This is a genomic window from Promicromonospora sp. NPDC019610 (assembly GCF_044389365.1).
Classification (GTDB): Bacteria; Actinomycetota; Actinomycetes; order Actinomycetales; family Cellulomonadaceae; genus Promicromonospora.
In genome coordinates, this window is sequence record NZ_JBIRXX010000002.1 from 942,978 (window position 1) to 962,485 (window position 19,508).

At 75.2% G+C, this 19,508-nt stretch carries 18 protein-coding genes and 1 pseudogene; 13 read left to right on the plus strand and 6 right to left on the minus strand.

The annotated features are described in order from the left end of the window. Nucleotides 1-15: 15 nt before the first annotated feature. Nucleotides 16-957 carry a D-2-hydroxyacid dehydrogenase family protein gene (locus tag ACH45N_RS15920; RefSeq protein WP_397395509.1) on the minus strand — a complete coding sequence of 314 codons (942 nt, stop codon included), beginning with the start codon at nt 955-957 and terminating at the stop codon, nt 16-18. A 206-nt stretch (nt 958-1,163) separates the two neighbouring features. Here ACH45N_RS15920 and ACH45N_RS15925 point away from each other — a divergent pair, with 206 nt between their 5' ends. Continuing rightward, nucleotides 1,164-1,976: a DUF899 family protein gene (locus tag ACH45N_RS15925; RefSeq protein WP_397395511.1), complete on the plus strand. Its 813-nt coding sequence runs from the start codon at nt 1,164-1,166 to the stop codon at nt 1,974-1,976. 646 nt (nt 1,977-2,622) lie between these two features. Here ACH45N_RS15925 and ACH45N_RS15930 read toward each other — a convergent pair. Next, complete coding sequence (locus ACH45N_RS15930) at nt 2,623-2,826, minus strand: hypothetical protein (protein ID WP_397395513.1); 204 nt, start codon at nt 2,824-2,826, stop codon at nt 2,623-2,625. Nucleotides 2,827-2,958: 132 nt separating this feature from the next. Between ACH45N_RS15930 and ACH45N_RS15935 the strand changes: the two genes are divergently transcribed. Both ACH45N_RS15935 and ACH45N_RS15940 read left to right on the plus strand, forming a co-directional pair. Further along, the gene (locus ACH45N_RS15935) at nt 2,959-3,825 is read left to right on the plus strand and encodes an alpha/beta fold hydrolase (RefSeq protein ID WP_397395515.1); all 867 of its coding nucleotides are present in this window, start codon (nt 2,959-2,961) and stop codon (nt 3,823-3,825) included. Nucleotides 3,826-3,990: 165 nt separating this feature from the next. Further along, nucleotides 3,991-4,335 (plus strand): annotated as a pseudogene (locus ACH45N_RS15940) (hypothetical protein); the annotation flags it as partial. A 221-nt stretch (nt 4,336-4,556) separates the two neighbouring features. Here ACH45N_RS15940 and ACH45N_RS15945 read toward each other — a convergent pair. Continuing rightward, nucleotides 4,557-5,024 (minus strand): hypothetical protein, encoded by a 468-nt coding sequence (locus tag ACH45N_RS15945; protein WP_397395517.1) that lies wholly within the window; start codon nt 5,022-5,024, stop codon nt 4,557-4,559. A 101-nt stretch (nt 5,025-5,125) separates the two neighbouring features. Here ACH45N_RS15945 and ACH45N_RS15950 point away from each other — a divergent pair, with 101 nt between their 5' ends. Next, the gene (locus tag ACH45N_RS15950; RefSeq protein ID WP_397395519.1) at nt 5,126-6,202 is read left to right on the plus strand and encodes an FUSC family protein; all 1,077 of its coding nucleotides are present in this window, start codon (nt 5,126-5,128) and stop codon (nt 6,200-6,202) included. Nucleotides 6,203-6,224: 22 nt separating this feature from the next. On the opposite strand, the gene ACH45N_RS15955 is transcribed toward ACH45N_RS15950, so the two are convergent. Together ACH45N_RS15955 and ACH45N_RS15960 are read right to left on the minus strand one after the other, a co-directional pair. Continuing rightward, entirely contained in the window at nt 6,225-7,208 is a 984-nt protein-coding gene (locus ACH45N_RS15955) for a serine hydrolase (RefSeq protein WP_397395521.1), read from the minus strand. Next, nucleotides 7,205-8,083: a LysR family transcriptional regulator gene (locus ACH45N_RS15960; protein ID WP_397395523.1), complete on the minus strand. Its 879-nt coding sequence runs from the start codon at nt 8,081-8,083 to the stop codon at nt 7,205-7,207. Before ACH45N_RS15960 ends, ACH45N_RS15955 begins: the two co-directional genes overlap by 4 nt. Nucleotides 8,084-8,172: 89 nt before the next feature. Between ACH45N_RS15960 and ACH45N_RS15965 the strand changes: the two genes are divergently transcribed. Further along, nucleotides 8,173-9,222, plus strand: coding sequence for an MBL fold metallo-hydrolase (locus ACH45N_RS15965; RefSeq protein WP_397395525.1), 1,050 nt, complete (start codon nt 8,173-8,175; stop codon nt 9,220-9,222). Between the two features lie 15 nt (nt 9,223-9,237). Here ACH45N_RS15965 and ACH45N_RS15970 read toward each other — a convergent pair whose 3' ends face one another. Next, the gene (locus ACH45N_RS15970; RefSeq protein WP_397395527.1) at nt 9,238-10,323 is read right to left on the minus strand and encodes a GDSL-type esterase/lipase family protein; all 1,086 of its coding nucleotides are present in this window, start codon (nt 10,321-10,323) and stop codon (nt 9,238-9,240) included. A gap of 154 nt (nt 10,324-10,477) precedes the next feature. Between ACH45N_RS15970 and ACH45N_RS15975 the strand changes: the two genes are divergently transcribed. The 8 genes from ACH45N_RS15975 (at nt 10,478) to ACH45N_RS16010 (ending at nt 19,452) form a co-directional block, all read left to right on the plus strand. Further along, nucleotides 10,478-11,569 carry a LacI family DNA-binding transcriptional regulator gene (locus tag ACH45N_RS15975; protein ID WP_397395529.1) on the plus strand — a complete coding sequence of 364 codons (1,092 nt, stop codon included), beginning with the start codon at nt 10,478-10,480 and terminating at the stop codon, nt 11,567-11,569. Then, nucleotides 11,566-12,498, plus strand: a complete 933-nt coding sequence (locus ACH45N_RS15980) for an ABC transporter permease (RefSeq protein WP_397395531.1) — start codon at nt 11,566-11,568, stop codon at nt 12,496-12,498. Before ACH45N_RS15975 ends, ACH45N_RS15980 begins: the two co-directional genes overlap by 4 nt. Next, nucleotides 12,495-13,316, plus strand: a complete 822-nt coding sequence (locus tag ACH45N_RS15985) for an ABC transporter permease (protein ID WP_397395533.1) — start codon at nt 12,495-12,497, stop codon at nt 13,314-13,316. The genes ACH45N_RS15980 and ACH45N_RS15985 overlap by 4 nt, the downstream gene beginning before the upstream one ends. Nucleotides 13,317-13,393: 77 nt before the next feature. Next, the gene (locus ACH45N_RS15990; protein WP_397395535.1) at nt 13,394-14,911 is read left to right on the plus strand and encodes an ABC transporter substrate-binding protein; all 1,518 of its coding nucleotides are present in this window, start codon (nt 13,394-13,396) and stop codon (nt 14,909-14,911) included. A 29-nt stretch (nt 14,912-14,940) separates the two neighbouring features. Then, nucleotides 14,941-15,939: an ABC transporter ATP-binding protein gene (locus ACH45N_RS15995; RefSeq protein ID WP_397395537.1), complete on the plus strand. Its 999-nt coding sequence runs from the start codon at nt 14,941-14,943 to the stop codon at nt 15,937-15,939. Further along, a complete protein-coding gene (locus tag ACH45N_RS16000; protein ID WP_397395539.1) occupies nt 15,936-16,730 on the plus strand; it encodes an ATP-binding cassette domain-containing protein in 795 nt (264 codons plus the stop codon). The genes ACH45N_RS15995 and ACH45N_RS16000 overlap by 4 nt, the downstream gene beginning before the upstream one ends. A 110-nt stretch (nt 16,731-16,840) precedes the next feature. After that, entirely contained in the window at nt 16,841-18,439 is a 1,599-nt protein-coding gene (locus ACH45N_RS16005; protein ID WP_397395541.1) for an FAD-dependent oxidoreductase, read from the plus strand. Then, nucleotides 18,439-19,452, plus strand: a complete 1,014-nt coding sequence (locus tag ACH45N_RS16010; protein ID WP_397395543.1) for a dihydrodipicolinate synthase family protein — start codon at nt 18,439-18,441, stop codon at nt 19,450-19,452. Before ACH45N_RS16005 ends, ACH45N_RS16010 begins: the two co-directional genes overlap by 1 nt. Nucleotides 19,453-19,508: the final 56 nt, after the last annotated feature.

Below are 19,508 nucleotides of genomic sequence, written 5' to 3' on the forward strand. Positions count from 1 at the left end.
CGGCGACCGGCCCGCTCAGCCGAGCAGCCGCACCGGGCTGCCCGCGGCCCAGGCCGCGATGTCCTCGACGGCCTGCCCGAAGAACGTCGCGTACGTGTCCTCGGTGACGTAGCCGAGGTGGGGTGTCAGCACCGTGCGCGGGGCGGAGCGCAGCGGGTCGTCGGCGGGCAGGGGCTCCACGTCGTACACGTCCAGGCCGGCGCCGCCGATCCGGCCGGCGTGCAGGGCCTCCAGCAGCGCGCCGGTGTCCACGAGGGGGCCGCGGGAGGTGTTGACCAGGATCGCGGTCGGCTTCATCCGCGCCAGCTCCGCCCGCCCGACGATGCCGGCGCTGCGCGGGCTGAGCTTGTAATGCACGGTCACGACGTCCGACGTCGCGAACAGCTCGTCCTTCGGCACGGCCCGCGCCCCGCGCTCCGCCGCGACGCCGGGATCCAGGTGGGTGCTCCAGGCGACGACGTCCATGCCGAACGCCGCGCCGACCCGCGCGACCTGCGTGCCCAGCCGGCCGAGGCCCACGACACCGAGCACCTTGCCCGCGAGGTCGGTGCCGATCGTGTGCTGCCAGCCGCCCGCGCGCAGGTTCGCGTCCTCCTGCGGTACGTGCCGCGCCACGGCCAGGATCAGCGCCCAGGTCAGCTCGGGGGTGGCCGACGCCGGCGAGTCCGTACCGCAGACCACCACGCCCCGTGCGGCGGCCGCGGCCAGGTCGATCGAGGCGTTGGCGCGGCCCGTCGTCACGAGGAGCCGCAGGTCGGGCAGCAGGTCCAGGGTCGCGGCGTCGAACGGCGTCCGCTCCCGCATGGCGACCACGACCTCGCACCCCGCCAACACCGCCGCGAGCGCCGTCGGGTCGGCGACGTGCTCGGCGTGGAAGGTGACGTCGGCGCCCAGGCTGTCCCAGTCGGCAAGACGGCGTGCGGCCTGCTGGTAGTCGTCGAGGACGGCGATTCGCATGCGGACCACCCTAGACGGGGGTGTCCGCCGGGGGGGGTCAGGGGGTCGTCAGGGGTCAGGGGGTCGTCGGGGGTCAGGGGGTCGTCGGGGGTCGGGTGTCGTTGCGGGGCCGGGTCGTTCGTCGTCCTGGTGGGGGACCGCCGATGATCCTCGGCGCGTCCCGTCGTCTACCCACGGACACGTCCCTCTCGGACAAGGAGCACACCATGACCACGACACACGAGCACCACCCCGGCGCGGACGGCGACGTCGCCGGGCCTGCAGTGCCGCCCGTCGTCGACCGGGCCGCCTGGCAGGCCGCGCGCGACGAGCTGCTGGTGCGGGAGAAGGCGCACACGCACGAGGGCGACGCGATCGCGGCGGCGCGGCGCCGGCTGCCGATGGCGGAGGTCGACGCGGGCGCCGTCGTCGTCGGACGGGACGGGCCCACCACGCTGCTGGACCTGTTCCAGGGGCGTGAGGAGCTGATCGTCTACAAGCACATGTGGCACCCGGGCGAGCCGTTCGAGAACCAGTGCGAGGGCTGCACGCTGACCTACTGGGCGGTGCAGGACCCGGCCTACCTGACCGCGCGCGGCGTCTCGTTCGCAGTGTTCGCGAAGGCTCCGTACGCGGAGCTCGCGCCGTTCGTGGAGTTCATGGGGTACCCGCGGCACTGGTACTCCGTGCTGGACTACGCCGAGCAGGACGGCGCGGACGAGATCGTGGGCGGCGGCGAGTTCGGCACCTGGGTGTGCTTCCTGCGGCAGGGCGACCGCGTCTACCTCACCAACACCGTCACGGGCCGCGGGGCGGAGGCGACGATGCCGGCGCTCGCGCTGCTCGACATGACGGCGCGCGGCCGGCTGGAGTCGTGGCAGGACTCCCCCGACGGCTGGCCGGAGGGCAAGGCGCCGGGCTGGTTCTGGCGCACGAACGAGGACGGCGCCGGGAACAGCTGGACCGGCGGTCGGCCCGCCGTCCAGTGGACCCGCCCGGGCGCGACACCGGTGACGACGGCGGAGCACCACCACCACTGATGCGGTGCCCCCGGGGACCACGGTCGGGACGACCCGGAGCGCCGTCGCCTCGCTGCCCCACCGCCCCGTCGCTCGGTCGCGCCGTCGACCCGTCGACCCGTCGACCCGTCGACCCGTCGACCCGTCGACCCGTCGACCCGCCCGGAATACGCGTCCGCGCCCGGCTGCACGAACCGGCGGCGCCCATGGTGCGCTTCTACCCCGCCATTCGGCCCGGAAACACCGCGATTTCGGGCCGAATGGCGGGGTAGAAGCGCACTTTCACTGGGCGGGTGATCAGTCCTCGTCCGGACGAGCCCGCCGGCGACCCCGTCGGCCGCACGGCAAAGTGCGTGTCTACCCCGCCATTGGGCCCGGAAACACCGCGATTTCGGGCCCAATGACGGGGTAGAAGCGCACTTTCGTTGGACAGACGAACGACGAGGCGGTTGGGCGTCAGGTCGGACGGTTCGGGGCCAGGGTGTCGGCCCGAGATGTCGGATCCTGGTGCCGAGTCCGGGTGCCGAGTCCGGGGCGTCGAGTCCGGGGCGTCGAGTCCGGGTGCCGGGTGCCGAGTCAGCGGCGTGAGTCAGCGGCGTGAGTCAGGAGCGTGAGTCAGGAGCGTGAGTCAGCGGCGTGAGTCAGGAGCGTGAGTCAGGAGCGTGAGTCAGCGCTCGTCGGCTTGGATCGCGGCGCGGACGCGGGACGAGCGGGAGCCCACGCGGTTGGTCGCGCCGGTGCGGTAGGCCCGGGCCTGCTGGTCGGCGTGCACGCCGGCCGCACCCGACCGGGCGTGCTCGGCGCGCTCGCGCACCGCCTCGGCCGGGAGCGCATGCTTGTGCCGGGCGCGGTTCTTGTTGTTGCTGCTCACACGTCTCACCTCCGTCCGGTGCGTCAGCGACGCCCGACCGTAGCGGCCGGACCCGTACGCGGTCAGCGGATTTTCGCGGCGGGTTGTTCCCGCCGGTCAACGGCGGGTCCCGGGCTCGGCATACTTGCGCGGATGACCACCGCAGCCCAGCACCCGGTCCGCCACATCGACATCCAGCACGCACCCCTCCGGCCCGACGACGACGTCCCGCCCACCGACACAGCGCACACCAGCACCCCGCCCACGAGCGCCGCCACCGCCACCGCCACCGCTCCCCTGCGCCTCGCCTACCGCGAGGCCGGCGACCCCACCGCGCCCGTGCTGCTCCTGCTGCACGCGCTCGGCGAGAGCTCGCTGTCCTGGGAGCCCCTGCTCGACGACCTCGCGGCGCTCGGGTACCGGGTCCTGGCCCCCGACGCGCGCGGCCACGGCGACAGCGACCGGCCCGGGGAGTACTCGTACGAGCTGATGACGGCCGACACCCTCGCGTTCTGCGCCGCGCTCGGCGTGACCGCCCCGGCGGGCCTCGCGATCGTCGGGCACTCGATGGGCGCCGTCACCGCGGCCCTGGTCACGGCTGCCCTGAACGGCACCACTCCCGCCGGTACCACCGCACCGACGGCCGCCAGGCCCGATACGACCACCCCGGTCACGCGACTCGTCCTCGAGGACGCCACCCCGCCGCGCCCCGGCGGGCCGCGGTTCGAGCCGTTCGACGAGCCGGACCACCCCGTCCCGTTCGACTGGCCGCTCGTCAACGCGCTGCGCGCCCAGCGCAGCGACCCCGACCCGGCCTGGTGGGACGACGCGGTGCGGATCGAGGCGCCGGTGCTCGTCGTCGCGGGCGGCCCCACGAGCAACGTGGACCAGGCGGACCTCGCGGAGTTCACGTCGCGCGTGTCCCGCGGCCGGCTCGTGGAGATCCGCGTGGGCCACATGGTGCACGACGAGGCTCCGGACGAGTTCCTCGCGGCCGTGACCGACTTCCTGCGGCGGTAGCCGGGCCGCCACCGGTAGCCGGCCCGGCCGCGGCAACCTGTCCGCCACCGGCGGTAGCCCCGCCGCCACGGCCCGTTCACCCGTCGGCCGTGCGGCGCTCACCTGGACGAAGACCTCGGCCGACACACTGAGCCGACCCTTCCCCGGACACGTCGGGAACACGTCATGTCCTCGTCCAGGTGGCGCCCAGCACCGCGCCCCACCCGTCCCGCCGGTATCCGGGCGGCGCTCACGGCGGGGGTGGTGACGCTCCTCGCGCTCGCCCCCGTCGTGACGCTGCCCGCGACGGCACACTCCCGCGAGCTCTCCCCGTTCGACGCCGTCGACCCCTTCATCGGCACCGAGCTGGACACCACGCAGAACACGAGCAACGACGCCTACGGGAACACGTTCCCGGGCGCCACGGTGCTGTTCGGCCTGGTGCAGCCCAGCCCCACGACGTACCGCGAGGGCAGCAACGGCGAGAAGGGCCGCTACGAGTACACGGCCGACCGGATCCGCGGCTTCGGCATGACCCGGCTGCGCCGGTCTCGGCCGGCTGACGCCGCGGTAGGCCAACGACGTCGAGCATGCAGCTGCTGCCAGGGCCGGGCCGGTCCTGGCAGCAGGTGCATGGTCGTCCGCGGCCGCCGGGCAGCGGCCGCCGGGCAGCGGTTGCCGGTCAGCGGTTGCCGGTCAGCGGTTGCCGGGCAGCGGCCGCCGGGCAGCGGCCGCCGGTCAGCGGTTGCCGGTCAGCGCTTCCCGCCGCCCGCGCCCAGGCTCGCGCGGACCGCCGGGTGCAGCGCCAGCGTGACGCCCGCCAGCACGAACAGGACGTGCAGCGCGCGGATCACGGAGAAGAGCGGCGAGACGTCACCCTCGAAGGCGGTGGACCAGGAGGCGCCGTCGGCCAGCATCGCGGCCATGGGCAGGAGCATCGAGGCGAGGCCCACCACGCCGAGGCCGAGCAGGAGGGCCCACCAGGCCCAGCGGCGTCCGCGGGCCAGGTACCAGGCGCAGGTCAGGGCCGCGGCGAAGATCAGGCCGCGTAGGCCCACCTGCGCCAGCAGGGCGGCGTCGGCCCCCTGCTGCGCGACGATCGCGGTGACGGCGACGACGGCCTCGGCGACCCCCGCCGCGACGGCGAGCGCGAACGCGCCGGCGGCGGACGTCCGGAGCGACCGGCCTGTGAGCAACGCGTGCGGTGCGGTATCGGTCATGCGTCCATGCTGGTCAGCGAGCTGTCGGCGTACCAGCCGGCTGACCTCCGTGCTGGGCCGGGGGTTGTCCCGACCCCGCCGCGTGGGAAGATGCAGACGCCATGAACTCTCGCTCCCCGCTCCCCCACCTGAGCCGGATGCTGCACGTGGGACCGTACGGCGGGGAGCTGCCCGTGGCGCTGCGGGCCGCCGCGTCGGTGGCCGTGCCGATGCTGGTGCTCTGGGCGACGGGCCACCTGGAGTGGTCGCTGTACGCGACGTTCGGCGCGTTCACCAGCCTGTTCGGCCGCACCGTGCCGATCCGGCCGCGCCTGGTGATGCAGCTCCAGGCGGGGGCCGTGCTGGTCGCGTCGGTGCTGGTCGGCACGCTGATCGCCGTGCTGGCCTCCGCCGTCCCCGGCACCGGGTGGGTCGTCGTGCCGGTCGCGGCGCTGTGGGCCACGGGCGTGGCGATCGTGTCGCACCGGCTGCGCTGGCACCCGCCCGGGCCGCTGTTCCCCGTGTTCGCGCTGGGCGCCTGCTCGTCGGTGCCGGCCGACGCGGGCAGCCTGGTCGTAGCCCTGGCCGTGTCCGTGGCCGCCGTGCTGTTCGCGCTCGCGCTGACCGCCGCGTTCGCACGGTTCGAGCCGGGCCCGGCGCCGGCCGTCGTCACCGGCGCGGCCGGCCCGGCCAGCACCACCGCCGCCACCACCGCCGCCACCGCCACCGGCCCGGAGTGGACGCTCTCGCACTACCTCGTGCGGTACGCCGCCGGTGTGGCCGTCGCGGGCGCGATCGCCACCGCCGTCGGGCACCCGTACTGGGCGATGGTCGCCGCCGTGGTGCCGATGTCGGCCCCGGACGCCTCGGGGGCGATCATGCGCGCCGCCCAGCGGCTCGCGGGCACCCTGGTGGGCGTGCTGCTGGCGTGGGTGCTGCTGACGGCGGGGCCGCCGCCGCTGGTGGTCATCGCGGTCGCCGCGCTGCTGCAGGCCGGCGCGGAGCTGTACGTGGGCCGCAACTATGCCGTCGCGATGCTGTTCATCACGCCGCTCGCCCTGTCCATGACCCACCTGGCGCACCCCGTGCCCGTGGCCGGCCTCGTCAGCGACCGCGCGATCGACACGCTGGTCGGCGTCGTCGTGGCCGTCGTGATCACGCTCCTGACCCACGAGCGCCGCCAGGACGCCGCGGGCTGAGCCGGGCCTCCGACGGCGACCGTCAGACGTCGTCAGGCAGCCGCAGCGGCCCGACGGCGAGGCGCGCCAGCTCGCCGATCGCGGCGTCCACCCGCGGCAGGTGTCGCTCCGGCCGCGCAGCCTCGGTCAGCACCACCACACCCACGGGGTGCTCATGCGGGAACCGGACAACGGCGGCCTCGTGCCGCAGCCGCCCGAGGGTGCCGGTCTTGCCGAGCAGCGCCACGTCGTCGTGCGGGAACCCGCTGCCCACCCGGTGCCGCCACGCCTGGCGGGCCAGGGCGTCCCGGACCAGGTCGTGGGCCGGGCCGGTGCGCGACCACAGGATGCGCAGCACCTCGCCGACCTGCGCCGCCGACGCCGCGCTCGCGTACGCCGGGTCGTACTGCGACGTCTCCGCGGCCCGGTCCGGGTCGGCGAGCGCGCGCTGCGCGGCGCTCCAGTCGGCGGTGCCGGTGTCGCGCAGCACGGCGCGCGTCTCCTCCCCGGAGCCCTGCCGCACCAGGGCCGCCGGCAGGCCCAGCTCCGCCAGGTGCTCGTGCACGCGGGCGCGGCCGACCACGGCCAGGAGCGCGTCGCCGCACGCGTTGTCCGACACCGCGAGCATCAGCCGCACCGCGTCGCGCGCGGTGAGCGACACGTCGTCGAGCAGCATTGCCACTCCCGTGGGGCCGGGCATGCGGGAGGACGCCGCGAGGCGCACGGGCTGGTCCGCGGCGAGGTCGCCCGCGGCCACGAGATCCGCCCAGACCAGCGCGAGCGGCAGCTTGTAGAGCGAGGCGATCGCGACGGGCTCGGCGTCGTCCAGGGTGACCGACCCGGGCGGCCCGGACAGGCGGGTCCCGTGGACCCGGGCCGTGACGCCCGCGTCGCGCGCCACGGCGCGCAGGGTCGCGACGACGTCGGACGCGCCGGCGGCCGGCGACGTCTCGGCGACCTGGGACGTGTCAGCGACCTGGGACGTGTCGGCGACGTACCGGTCCTGGGGCGACGCGGCGCGCCTCACCGGACCTGTCCCGGTGCGAGCACCCGCTCGATCGCCGCGGCGACCGCGGCGTGGTCCACCTCGGGCCTGCGCTGCGGGGCGTTCGGCAGGGCGACCCGCAGCCGCAGCGGCGGGCACGACGGGTCGCCTGGCTGCCCCACCGCGGCGGGCACCACGCCGACCGCCGCGCCCGCCGCGACCAGCGCGTGGCGCTGCGCGGCGTCCCGCGCCTCGGTCACCGCGCCGCTGTGCCCGGCGCGGCGCAGGGCGTCGACGAGCTGGTCGTGCGCGGGCGGCTGGTGGTGCCGGGGTGGCACGGCCACGGGCAGCCGGACCTCGGCGAGGCCGACGACGGAGCCCGGTCGCCCGGTGCCGGTCCCGGCGTGGGCACCCGGCTTCGCACCTGCGTCCACCAACCGGGTCGGCAGCGCGAGCACCGGGCCCGCCGTCAGCCCGTCGAGCACGCCGGGGTGCCGCACCACGGCGACGTCGAGCAGGCTGTCCCGCAGCAGGTCGACCAGCTCGACGCTGCCGGCGACCGTGGGAACGACGGCGCGACCCGCGAGCGCCCGGAGCAGGTCGGGGACGCCGTCCTCCAGGTCGGCGGCGACGCCGAGGCGGACCCGCTCGGGCAGGGCGAGGTCGCGGGCGGCGGCGACGAGGTCGTCGGCGGCGTCGAGCAGCTCGCGGGCGGCGGGCAGGAGCCGGCGCCCGGCGGCGGTGATGCGTACGCCGCGCGCGTCGCGGGCGAAGAGCCGCACGCCGAGGTGCCGCTCCAGGCGGAGGATGCCCTGGGACAGCGGCGGCTGGGTCATGCCGAGGTCGGCGGCGGCGTTGCCGAAGTGCCGGGCGTCGGCGACGGCCGCGAAGAAGCCCAGGTGCTTCAGGAGGTCCACGGCCCGATCCTAGGTGGGGGTCATACCAGGATCGACTCGGGTCACGTCGGCAAGACTCTTTGACTCTCGCCCGCGGCCTCCCGAAGGGTGTGCCGCATGACGACACCACCTCGCACCGCGGCGTCAGTCGCCGCACCCTAATGACCGGCGCCGGGACGGCGGCCCTGGGCGTGCTCGGCGGTCTCGCCGGAGCCGCCGTGCCGGGCGCGGCACCGGCCTCCGCAGCCACCGCCATCGGCCCGGGAGCCACCGCGAACCCGGCCGAGACCGCCGCCCCCGCGACGACGACCCCGGCCGGCTTCGCCACGTTCGCCTGGCTCGGCACCTCCGGCTGGCGCATCCGCACGCCCACGACCACGGTGCTGCTCGACCCGTACGTCACACGGTTCGACACCGGACTGGCGGCCGGGACGTTCCGCGCCACCTCCCGGCTGCGGGTCGACGCCGCCGCACTCGACGCGGCCCGGACGGCGCAGGGCGCCGTCGACTCGATCCTGGTGACGCACACCCACTGGGACCACTTCGCCGACGTGCCCCACCTGGCCCGCACGCGCGGCGCCACCGTGTTCACCACCCTGACCGGGTACCACCTGGCGCTGGCCCTGGGCGTGCCCCGGGAGCAGCTCGCGGTGGTGCGCGGCGGCGAGGAGATGCACCTGGGCGACCTGGTGCTGCGGGTGGTGCCCTCCCTGCACAGCCGCACGGCGTCCGGCGGGCTGCTGTTCCCCGGCGTGCACACGCGGGTCCCGGCCCGGCCCCGCACGATCGCCGACCTGCCGGAGGGCGACACCCTGTCGTACCTGCTGCGCTCGCCGCAGGGCCGGTCCGTGCTGCTGCTCGGCGGCAGCGACTACGACGACCGGGCGCTGCGCGGCCTGCGCGTCGACACCGTCGCGCTGCCCGTGCCGAGCACGGACCTCACCGCCGACTACGCGGGCCGCCTGCTCGCGGCGCTGGACGGCGTCGAACAGATCGTCCTGGTGCACTGGGACAACTTCGAGTCGCCCCTGACCAACCCGCCGCGGGCCGACGAGCGAACCCGGGGCCGGATGCGCGACCTCACCGAGCGGATCGGGCAGGTCTCGCCCGGCACGCGCGTGGTGGTCCCGGAGTACGGGACGCCGCTGGACCTGCTGTGATTCCTGGCTGCGGCCTCACGGCCGGGTTCGCGCCACCGCGCCGCCCGCCTCCCGCCCGGTGAGCAGTTCCCGCACCACCGGCGCGATCACCGCCGCCATCTGGGCGTAGCCCTCGGGTCCCGGGTGCAGGCCGTCCTCCAGCAGGTGCGCGTGCTCGGGCCCGAGCACGGCGCGTCCGTCGAGCAGGTGCAGGTCCGGGTCGCCGTGCGCGGCCAGCAGGTTGACGGCGTCGGCCACCTGGGCGCGCACCTGCGCGAGCGTCAGGCCCGCGGGGCCCGCCACGTCCTCGCGCGGCGGCGAGGCGACGGGCGAGATCACCAGCAGGGGCACGCCCGGGTGCCCGTCGCGGACCGTGCCCAGGAACCCGAGCAGCGCCGGGAGCAGCGACCGCCCGGTGAACGTGCCCGCGCCGTACACGTTGATGCCGAGGCAGGTCACCACGACGTCGGCGGGCAGGTCGCGCAGCACGCGCGCGACCATCAGGTCGAGGTGCGCCTCCCCCGCGAAGCCGAGGCACGTCAGGTCCAGGCCGAGCCCCCGCGCCACGCGCGCGGGCCACGTCCCCGTGGGGGACGCCGCCTGGCGGCACTGCGTCAGGGAGCTGCCGTACGTCACGAGCCGGGGCCGCGCCGGACCGGGGGCCGGCCACACCCGCGCCCCGTCGTCGACCGCGAGGCCCAGCAGCCGGAACGTCCCGAACTGCGGCAGCCACACCTCGACCCGCTTGTCGCCCGGCGGCAGCTCCGCCCGGAAGACCCCGTCCGGCCCGACGGGCACGGCGACGGCTGCGCCGTCCGGGCCGGCGCCGTCCGAGCCCACGCCGTCCGAGCCGGCGCCGTCCAAGCCCACGCCGTCGATCACCACGTCCAGCGGCACCTCGACCCCCTGCACGGCCGCGATGCCCGCGAGCGTCCGCGCGTCGGTGCCGAGCATCAGCCGCACGCCCGCCGGCATCGCGGCGCGCGAGCGCAGGGCACCGCCGGGGAACAGGCCGATCTGGTCGTGCGGCAGCCGCCAGGCGCGCGACCAGCCCGGGCCGTGCTCCACGGAGACGGCGCCCGCCCAGGTCAGGACATCGTCGTCCGCCCGGATCTCGCGCATCGCAGCCTCGTTCCGTCGACCGGGTGAATACAGGCGTTTCGGCCGGGATTTCCTTGACGGCCCGTTGCCCGGATCCATAGTGTGGCGTCGCACGACTTTAATACGTATTAACGAGGCTACCCGGCAATGGCGCCGGCTACCCGAGGAGTCTGCGATGACGCAACGTCGGCGTCCCACCCAGGTGGATATCGCGCGGGCCGCCGGCGTCTCGCAGGCGACGGTATCCCTGGTGGTCAGCGGCGGCCAGGCCAGCAGCCAGGTCGCCGAGCAGACCCGCCGTGCGGTGCTCGACGCCGCGGCGGCGCTCGGCTACACCGTCAACACCGCCGCGCGCAGCCTCAAGGGCGGCCGCAACCGCATGCTCGGCCTGTACACGTTCGAGCCGGTCTTCCCCGTGGACCAGCGCGACTTCTACTTCCCGTTCCTGCTGGGCGTCGAGGAGGCCACCGCCGAGTTCGGGTACGACCTGCTGCTGTTCAGCTCCGTCGGCACGGGCGAGCGCCGCATCTACTCCGGCGGCATCAACCGGCTCAAGGTCGCCGACGGCTGCGTGCTGCTGGGCCGGCACATCGACCGCGCGGACCTCGCCGACCTGGTCCGCGAGGACTTCCCGTTCGTCTTCGTCGGACGCCGCGAGCTGCCCGGCGCGGAGCTCTCCTACGTGGCCCCCGACTACGTGGGCGCCACCCGCGACATGGTGCGCCGCCTGACCGACGCCGGGCACCGCCGCCTCGCCTACCTGCGGCCCGCCGACCACCAGGAGCCCACGCGCGACCGCGAGGCCGGGTTCCGCGCGGGCCTGGCCGACGCCGGCCTGCCGGACCAGCCGGTCCACGAGATGCCGGACGACGCCGTCACCACCACCGACCTGCTGACCGACCTGCTGCAGCGGTGGCGGGCCGACGGCGTGACGGCGCTGCTGGTCGAGCCCAGCGAGGACGACCAGACCGTCGCCGCCCTGGAGCGGGTCGCCGCCGCAGCGGGGCTGCGCATCCCGGAGGACCTCTCCGTCGCCCTGCTGGGCGACCCGGCACCCAGCAGCTCGCCGAGCAGCGCGGCCAGCGCGGCCAGCGCCGCCGTAACCCCGTCCGGCCGCGACTGGACCCGCTTCACGCTCCCCCGCGAGGACATGGGCCGCGCGGCCGTCGGCCTCCTGCTGGAGATCCTGGACGCCGACGACGGCCCGCGCCGGCTCTCCGTCGCGTGCACGCCGGTCGACGGCGACTCCGTGGGGAGTCCGCCATGATGCTCACGTTCCTGCTGCGGCGCCTGGCCGTCGGGCTGTTCACCATCTGGGGCGTCCTCACCGCGGTGTTCCTCATCGTCCGCCTCGCTCCGGGCGACCAGGCCACGGTCGCCCTCGGCCCCGACGCCGCCCCCGAGCAGGTCGCGGAGCTGCGGCACTCCCTCGGCCTGGACCGGCCGCTGCTCGCCCAGTACCTGTCGTTCCTGGGCGACGCCGTGCGCGGCGACTTCGGCGAGTCGTACCGCTACGGCCGCCCCGCCATGGACGCGGTGCTCGAACGGTTCCCCGCCACCGTCACGCTGACGCTGGCGGCCACGCTCGTCGCGGTCACCGTCGGGATCGTGCTCGGCGTGCTGGCGGGGCACCGGCCCGGCAGCCTCGTGGACCGCGCCACCTCGACGGTCACGCTGGGGCTCCAGGCACTGCCGCCGTTCTGGGTCGGCATCATGCTCATCCTCGTGCTCGCGCTGTGGCTGCGGCTCCTGCCGAGCGCCGGCGGCGGGGACCTGGAGCACCTGGTGCTGCCCGCGGTCACGCTCGCCATCCCGTTCACGGCGCTGGTCGGGCGCATCACGCGCAGCGGCGTCGCCGAGACCATGGCCGAGCCGTTCGTGCGCACCGCGCGGTCCAAGGGCCTGACCGAGCGGGAGGTGCTGACCGGGCACGTCCTGAAGAACTCGCTGGTGCCGGTCGTCACGGTCGTCGGCCTCCAGGTGGGCACGCTGCTGGGCGGTGCCGTCGTCATCGAGACCGTGTTCGCCTGGCCCGGGCTCGGCAACCTGCTGGTCGGTGCGGTCGGCAACCGCGACTACGCGGTGGTGCAGGCCGCCACGGTGCTGATCGCCGTCTGCGTCGTCGCGCTCAACCTGGCCGCCGACCTCGCCTACGCCCGCCTCGACCCGCGCATCCGGCTGGAGGCCCGCCGATGAGGGGCACGGCGCCGGTCGGCGCCTTCCTCGTCTACGGGATCATCGGCGTCTACGTGCTCGCCGCCGTCGTCGGGCCCTCCCTCGTGCCGTACGACCCGGTGGCCACGGTCGTCACCGAGCGCCTGCTGCCGCCCGGCTCGGCCACGGCGTCCGGCACCGCGTGGCTCGGCACGGACGGCGTGGGCCGTGACGTGCTGGCGCAGGTGGTGCACGGGGCGCGCACGTCCCTGACCATCGGCGTGGTCGTCGTCGCGCTGTGCTCCGTGGTGGGCGTGGCGCTCGGCGCGGTGGCCGGCTACGCGGGCGGGTTCGCCGACGTCGCCGTGGCCCGCACCGTCGACGTGCTCATGGCGTTCCCCGGCATCCTGCTCGCCATCGTGATCGCCGGGCTCCTGGACCGCGGCACGGGCGTGGTGATCATCGCGCTGTCGGTGGCGGGCTGGATCGGGTTCGCCCGGCTGTCGCGCAGCGTGGCCCTGTCCGTCCGCGAGCGCGACTGGGTCGACGCCGCCCGCATCATGGGCGTGCGCACCCCGGTGATCCTCGGCCGGCACGTCGTGCCGTTCCTGGCCGGGCCCGTGGTCGCGCTCGCCACGATGGAGCTCGCCTCCGTGGTCCTGTCCGAGGCGGCCCTCAGCTTCCTGGGCCTCGGCCTCCCCCCGCACGTCGCGTCCTGGGGCCAGAGCATCGCGAGCGGCAAGGAGTACCTCGCCACCGCGTGGTGGATCTCGGCCTTCCCCGGCGTCGCGCTCACCGTCCTGGTCGTCTGCATCGGCCTCGTCGGCGACCGCCTCACCCGACGTTTCGCGCAGACCTGACAACGCCGCACCCCGGCGCTGCACCCGCACACAGATCCGGCACACCAACCGGCACACCCCTCCGGAAGGAACGAGCGATGAAGCTCAGCACCCGGCGCGCCGTACCCGCCCTCACGATCACACTCGCGCTCCTGGCCACGGCGGCCTGCGGCGGCCCCGACGGCGGGGACGACCCCGGCGGCGACGCCGCGGGCGGCACCCTGACCGCGGCCGGCCCCATCCCCATCGAGAACCTGGACCCGCACGGCCCGTCCAGCATGGACGCGGGCACGCAGCTCGCGGCCCGCGCGCTGTTCAGCCAGCTCGTGGTCAGCACCGGCCCCGGCGAGTTCACGGGCGACCTGGCGACCGGGTGGGAGCCGAACGACGACACCAGCCGGTGGACGTTCACGCTGCGTGACGGCGTGGAGTTCTCCGACGGCGAGCCGGTCGACGCCGACGCCGTCGTCGCCTCCTTCGAGCGCGTGCTGGAACTCCAGGGACCGCTGGCCGGCAACTTCGTGGACTACCAGGTGGAGGCGCCGGACGAGTCGACCGTGGTGTTCGACGCCGGCAAGCCGGACGCGTCGTTCGTCGCGAAGATCTCGTCGTTCTTCGTCACCCCGCCCGACGTCGACGAGGCGTTCTTCCAGGACCCGGTGGGCTCCGGGCCGTTCGTCGTGGAGTCGTTCGAGCCGGGTCAGACGCTGCGGATGACGCCGAACCCGACCTACTGGGACGGTCCCCCGGCATTGGAGGAGCTGGTCTTCCAGTCGATCCCGGAGGTCTCCGCCCGCATGACGGCGCTGCAGACCGGCGAGGTCGACGTCACCTGGGCCATGCCCGACGACCAGATCCCCGCGCTGCAGGGCGACACCTCGATCACGGTCGAGAGCGTGGACAGCCCCGGTGTGCTGACCATGTGGATGAACAGCTCCGAGGAGACCCTGCAGGAGGCCGCCGTGCGGCGGGCGCTGTGGCAGGCGGTCGACTTCGACGAGATCACCGCGTCGCTGTTCCCGGAGACGGGCTCCCCGGCCGACTCCGTCGTCAGCCCCGTCGTGCTGGGCTACGCGCCGCAGGAGCCGGTCGCCTACGACCCGCAGGCCGCCAAGGCGGCCCTGGACGCCGCCGGCTTCGACTACGACACGAAGCTGCGCATGCAGTTCTCCCAGCCGCAGTTCCGCCAGCTCGCGCAGGCCGTGGCCTCCGACCTGGCCGAGATCGGCGTGCAGGTCGAGCCGCTGGAGAAGGAGCAGGCGGTGTTCCTGGAGGACCTGCTGGCCCTGAAGTGGGACCTGAACATCCAGCAGATCGGTTCGCAGGGGTACGACGCCGCCACCAACCTGGGGCGCCTGTACCCGTGCGCCGCGGGCCGCACCGGCTACTGCAACGAGGACCTCGACGAGCTGCTCGCCGCAGCGGAGGCCACCAGCGACACCGCCGAGCGGGAGGACCTGTACGCGCAGGCCACGCAGATCATCTGGGACGACGCCGTGGGCATGTACCCGATGTTCGTCGGCATGCCGTACGCGTGGCGCTCCGGGGTCGAGGGCTTCGTGCCGGCGTCCGACAGCCTCCCGTACTTCACGCGCGTGACGAACTCCGAGAGCTGACGGGCGCCGGACCGCGAGAGGGAGCACAGATGGCAGACCAGTCCGTCGCGGTGGCCACCCCCGAACGGAGCACCACCCCGATGCTCGAGGTGACCGGGCTCGGCGTCGCCCTGCCCGCGGGGACGGTGGTCGACCGGGTCTCGTTCACCGTCCTGGCCGGGCGCACCACGGGCCTGATCGGCGAGTCCGGCAGCGGCAAGACGATGACGGCGATGGCCGTCGTCGGGCTGCTGCCGGACTCGGCCGTCGCCTCCGGCGAGGTGCGGTGGAAGTCCCAGGACCTCCTGACCGCGCCCCAGCGGCGCCGCAGGCAGGTGCGCGGGCGCGAGATCGGCGTCGTCTTCCAGGACCCGTCCGCCGCGCTCGACCCGATCCAGACCGTGGGGCGCCAGGTCGGCGAGATCCTGCGCCGCGCCGGCCGCCCACGCGCCGAGGTCCGGGCGCGCGTGCTGGAGCTGCTGGCACGCGTCGGGCTGCCCGAGCCGGAACGGCAGGCCGGTTCGTACCCCCACGAGCTGTCGGGCGGCATGCGGCAGCGCGTCATGATCGCCATCGCGCTCGCCGGGCGGCCCGAGCTGGTCATCGCCGACGAGCCGACCACCGCGCTCGACGTCACCACGCAGGCGCGGATCCTCGCGTTGCTCGCCGACCTGCGCGAGCGCGAGGGCCTGGCCATGATCCTGGTCAGCCACGACCTGCGGGTCATGGCGCACGTCGCCGACGAGGTGGTGGTGATGTACGCGGGCCGCGTCTGCGAGCAGGGTCCCGCGCGCGCCGTGCTGGACCGCCCGTACCACCCCTACACCCGGGCGCTCGCGGGCAACGTCCCGGCCGTGACCAGCCGGACGGCGATCGCCGAGCCGCTCGCGGGCGCGCCCGCCAGCCCGTTCGACCCGCCGTCCGGGTGCCCGTTCCACCCCCGCTGCCCGATGGCGCGGGCGCGCTGCGCCACGGAGGTCCCGGCGCTGCGCGAGATCACGCCCGGGCGGCTCAGCGCCTGCCACTTCGCCGAGGAGGTCAGCCCATGAGCGTGCTCGAGATCCGCGGCCTGCGTGTCACGTTCCCCGGCCCGCGCCGGTCGGTCCGCGAGCGCCGCACCACGGTGACGGCGGTGGACGGCGTGGACCTCGACGTCGGCGCGCGGCAGGTCGTGGCGCTGGTCGGCGAGTCGGGTTCGGGCAAGTCGACGGTGGCGCGGTGCGTGCTGGGGCTGGTCACGCCGCAGGAGGGCGATATCACGTTCGAGGGGCGGCCGCTGGGTCCGGTGCGGCGGCGCTCGCCGGAGCTGCTCCGTGCGGTGCAGATGGTATTCCAGGACCCGGGGTCGTCGCTCAACCCGCGGATGACGGTGGGCGCGATCGTGCGCGAGGCGTGGCGGGTGCACCCGTCGGTGGCGCCGGCCGGGGACCGGCGTGCGGCGCTGGCGCGCGTGCTGGCCGACGTCGGGCTGGACCCGGGGGTGGCGGACCGGCGGCCGTCCGCGCTGTCGGGCGGGCAGAAGCAGCGCGTGAGCATCGCGCGGGCGCTGGCGCTGCGCCCGCGGCTGCTGGTCTGCGACGAGGCGGTCTCGGCGCTGGACGTGTCGGTGCAGTCGCAGATCCTGCGGCTGCTGGTGGACCTGCGCGACGAGCACGACCTGTCGCTGCTGTTCATCACGCACGACCTCGCGGTGGTGCGGCAGATCGCCGACCGGGTGGCGGTGATGCGCCGCGGGGTGCTGGTCGAGGATGCCCCCGCGGACCAGCTCTTCGCCGCGCCGGAGCACCCCTACACGCAGGCCCTCCTGCGAGCGGCCCGAACCCTGGAGGGTGCAGCATGACGCCCGCCCGCCCAACCCCGTTGAGTGCTGGGTATGTGTCCTCTCAGAACGATTCGACGCCGCAAATATCCCGCACTCGACGGAGGGGCGGGCGGGAGGTGGGGGCGGACGTGCTGGTCGTGGGGGGCGGGGCCGGTGGGGTGGCCGCGGCGCTCGCCGCCCTGCGGCGGGGCCGGTCCGTGGTGCTGACCGAGGAGACGGACTGGCTGGGCGGGCAGCTCAGCGCGCAGGGCGTGCCGCCGGACGAGCACCCGTGGATCGAGCGGTTCGGCTGCACGCGCTCCTACCGGGCGTTCCGCGAGGGGGTGCGGCAGTACTACCGCGCGTGGTACCCGCTGACGCCGTCCGCCCGCCGGGTGGTGGACCTCAACCCGGGTCTGGGGCGGGTGAGCCGGCTGTGCTACGAGCCGCGGGTCGCGGCCGCGGTGCTGGCGGCGATGGTGGCGCCGTACCTGACCGCGGGCCGGCTGCGGGTCCTGTTCGGGCACCGCCCGGTGGCGGTGCACGCGGACGGCGACCGGGTGGCGGCCGTGACCCTGACGGGTCCCGACGGCGCCCCGGTGACGGTCGCGGCGCCGTACGTGCTGGACGCCACGGAGCTGGGCGACCTGCTGCCGCTGGGCGGCGTCGAGCACGTGACGGGGTTCGAGTCGCGGGCGGAGACCGGGGAGCCGAGCGCCCCCACCGCCGCGCAGCCGGGCAACCAGCAGGCCTTCTCGTGGGTGTTCGCCGTGGAGCACCGGGACGGCGAGGACCACACGATCGACCGGCCGGAGCAGTACGAGACCTGGCACGACTACCGGCCGCCCTACTGGCCCGACCGGATGCTCAGCCTCACCGCCCCGGACCCGCGCACGCTGGAGCCGCTGGTGCGCACGTTCGTGCCGCACGCACCCAGCGGGCCGGTCGTGGCCGACCAGAGTGCCGACCCCGGCGACCGCGACCTGTGGCAGTTCCGCCGCGTGGTGGCGCGCGAGCAGTTCGAGGAGGGCTTCGCGGCGAGCGACGTCACGCTCGTCAACTGGCCCATGATCGACTACCTGGCCGGCCCGCTGGTCGGCCCGGCGGACGACCCCGTGCCCGACGCCGAGCGCGACAAGCACCTGCTGGGCGCCCGGCAGCAGTCACTGAGCATGCTCTACTGGCTGCAGACCGAGGCGCCCCGGCCCGACGGCGGCACGGGCTGGCCGGGCCTGCGGCTGCGGCCGGACGTGCTGGGCACGCAGGACGGGTTCGCCAAGGCGCCGTACGTGCGCGAGTCGCGCCGCATCCGGGCCCGCACCACGGTGGTGGAGCAGGACCTGTCGCTCGCGGTGCGCGGCGCCGCCGGGGCCGTGACCTACCCCGACTCCGTGGGCGTGGGCATGTACCGGATCGACCTGCACCCGAGCACCGGCGGGGACAACTACCTGGACGTGCCGTCGAGCCCGTTCCGGATCCCGCTCGGCGCGCTGCTGCCCGTGCGGGTGCGCAACCTGCTCGCGGCCGGGAAGAACATCGGCACCACGCACATCACCAACGGCTGTTACCGCCTGCACCCCGTCGAGTGGAACGCCGGGGAGGCCGCCGGTGCGCTCGCCGCGCACTGCCTGGCCCACGGCGTGGAGCCCGCCCAGGTGCACGGTGACGCCGCACTGCTCGCCGCGTTCCAGGCCGAGCTCGTCGCCGACGGGTTCGAGCTCGACTGGCCCGAGATCAAGGGGTACTGATGCTGACCGGAACACCGCTCCTGACCGGAGTGACCGTGCCGCTCGTGACGCCCATGGACGTGCGCGGCCGGCCGGCGGCGGCGAGCGCGAGCCGGCTGCTGACCAGCCTGCACGCCCACGGCGTGCGCACGCTGATGCTGTTCGGCAGCAACGGCGAGGGCCCGCTGGTCCCCGCGGCGGACGTCGGCCCGTTCACGCACGAGGTGGTCGCCCGCTGGCACGCGCTGGGCCGGAGCTCCGAGCAGCACAACGGTCACCACAACGGCGGACCGCGGCTCGACGGGCAGCGTCCCGGCACACCGGCGCGCAGCACACCGCACCACGGCACCGGTCACGACGGCGGGTTCGTGCTGGTGAACGTGACGGCGGCCGGCACGCACGACGTCCTGGCACGGGCCGACGCCGCCGCGGCCGCCGGCGCGGACGCCCTGGTGCTGAGCCCGCCCATCTACTTCCACCACCGCGCCGACGAGGTCGTGGCGCACTTCGCGGCCCTGGCCGACGTCGGCCTGCCCGTCGTGGCGTACAACGCGCCCCGGTACAGCAACCCGATCACGCCGGGCCTCGCCGACGCGCTGGCCGACCTCGACCACGTGGTCGGCATCAAGGACAGCTCCGGCGACCTCGTGCTGCTGCGGCACCTGGTGGGGATCGCGGCGCGCCGGCCGGGGTTCGCCGTCGGGCAGGGCGACGAGACGCAGCTCGCCGCCGCCCTGGACCTCGGCGCGCACGGCGTCGTGCCCGGCATCGGCAACATCGCGCCGCGCGCGACGCTCGCGCTCGTGGCCGCGCACCGCGCGGGCGACACCGCCGAGGTGGCCCGCCTGCAGGAGCTGCTGACCGCCCTGGTGGGCCTGCACAAGGTCCGTCCGGGCACCCCCGCGATCAAGGCCGTGCTCGCCCGGCGCGGGCTGTGCCCACCGCACGTCGCACCACCCCTGATCGCGTGCGACCCGGCCGAACGGGAGGCGCTGCACGCCTTCCTCGCGCCCTTCGCGGAGCATCTCATCTGAGTGCCCCCTACCGGAGTCACCCCCCTCTGGGCCGCCCCACGCAGGCCCAGCCCGTA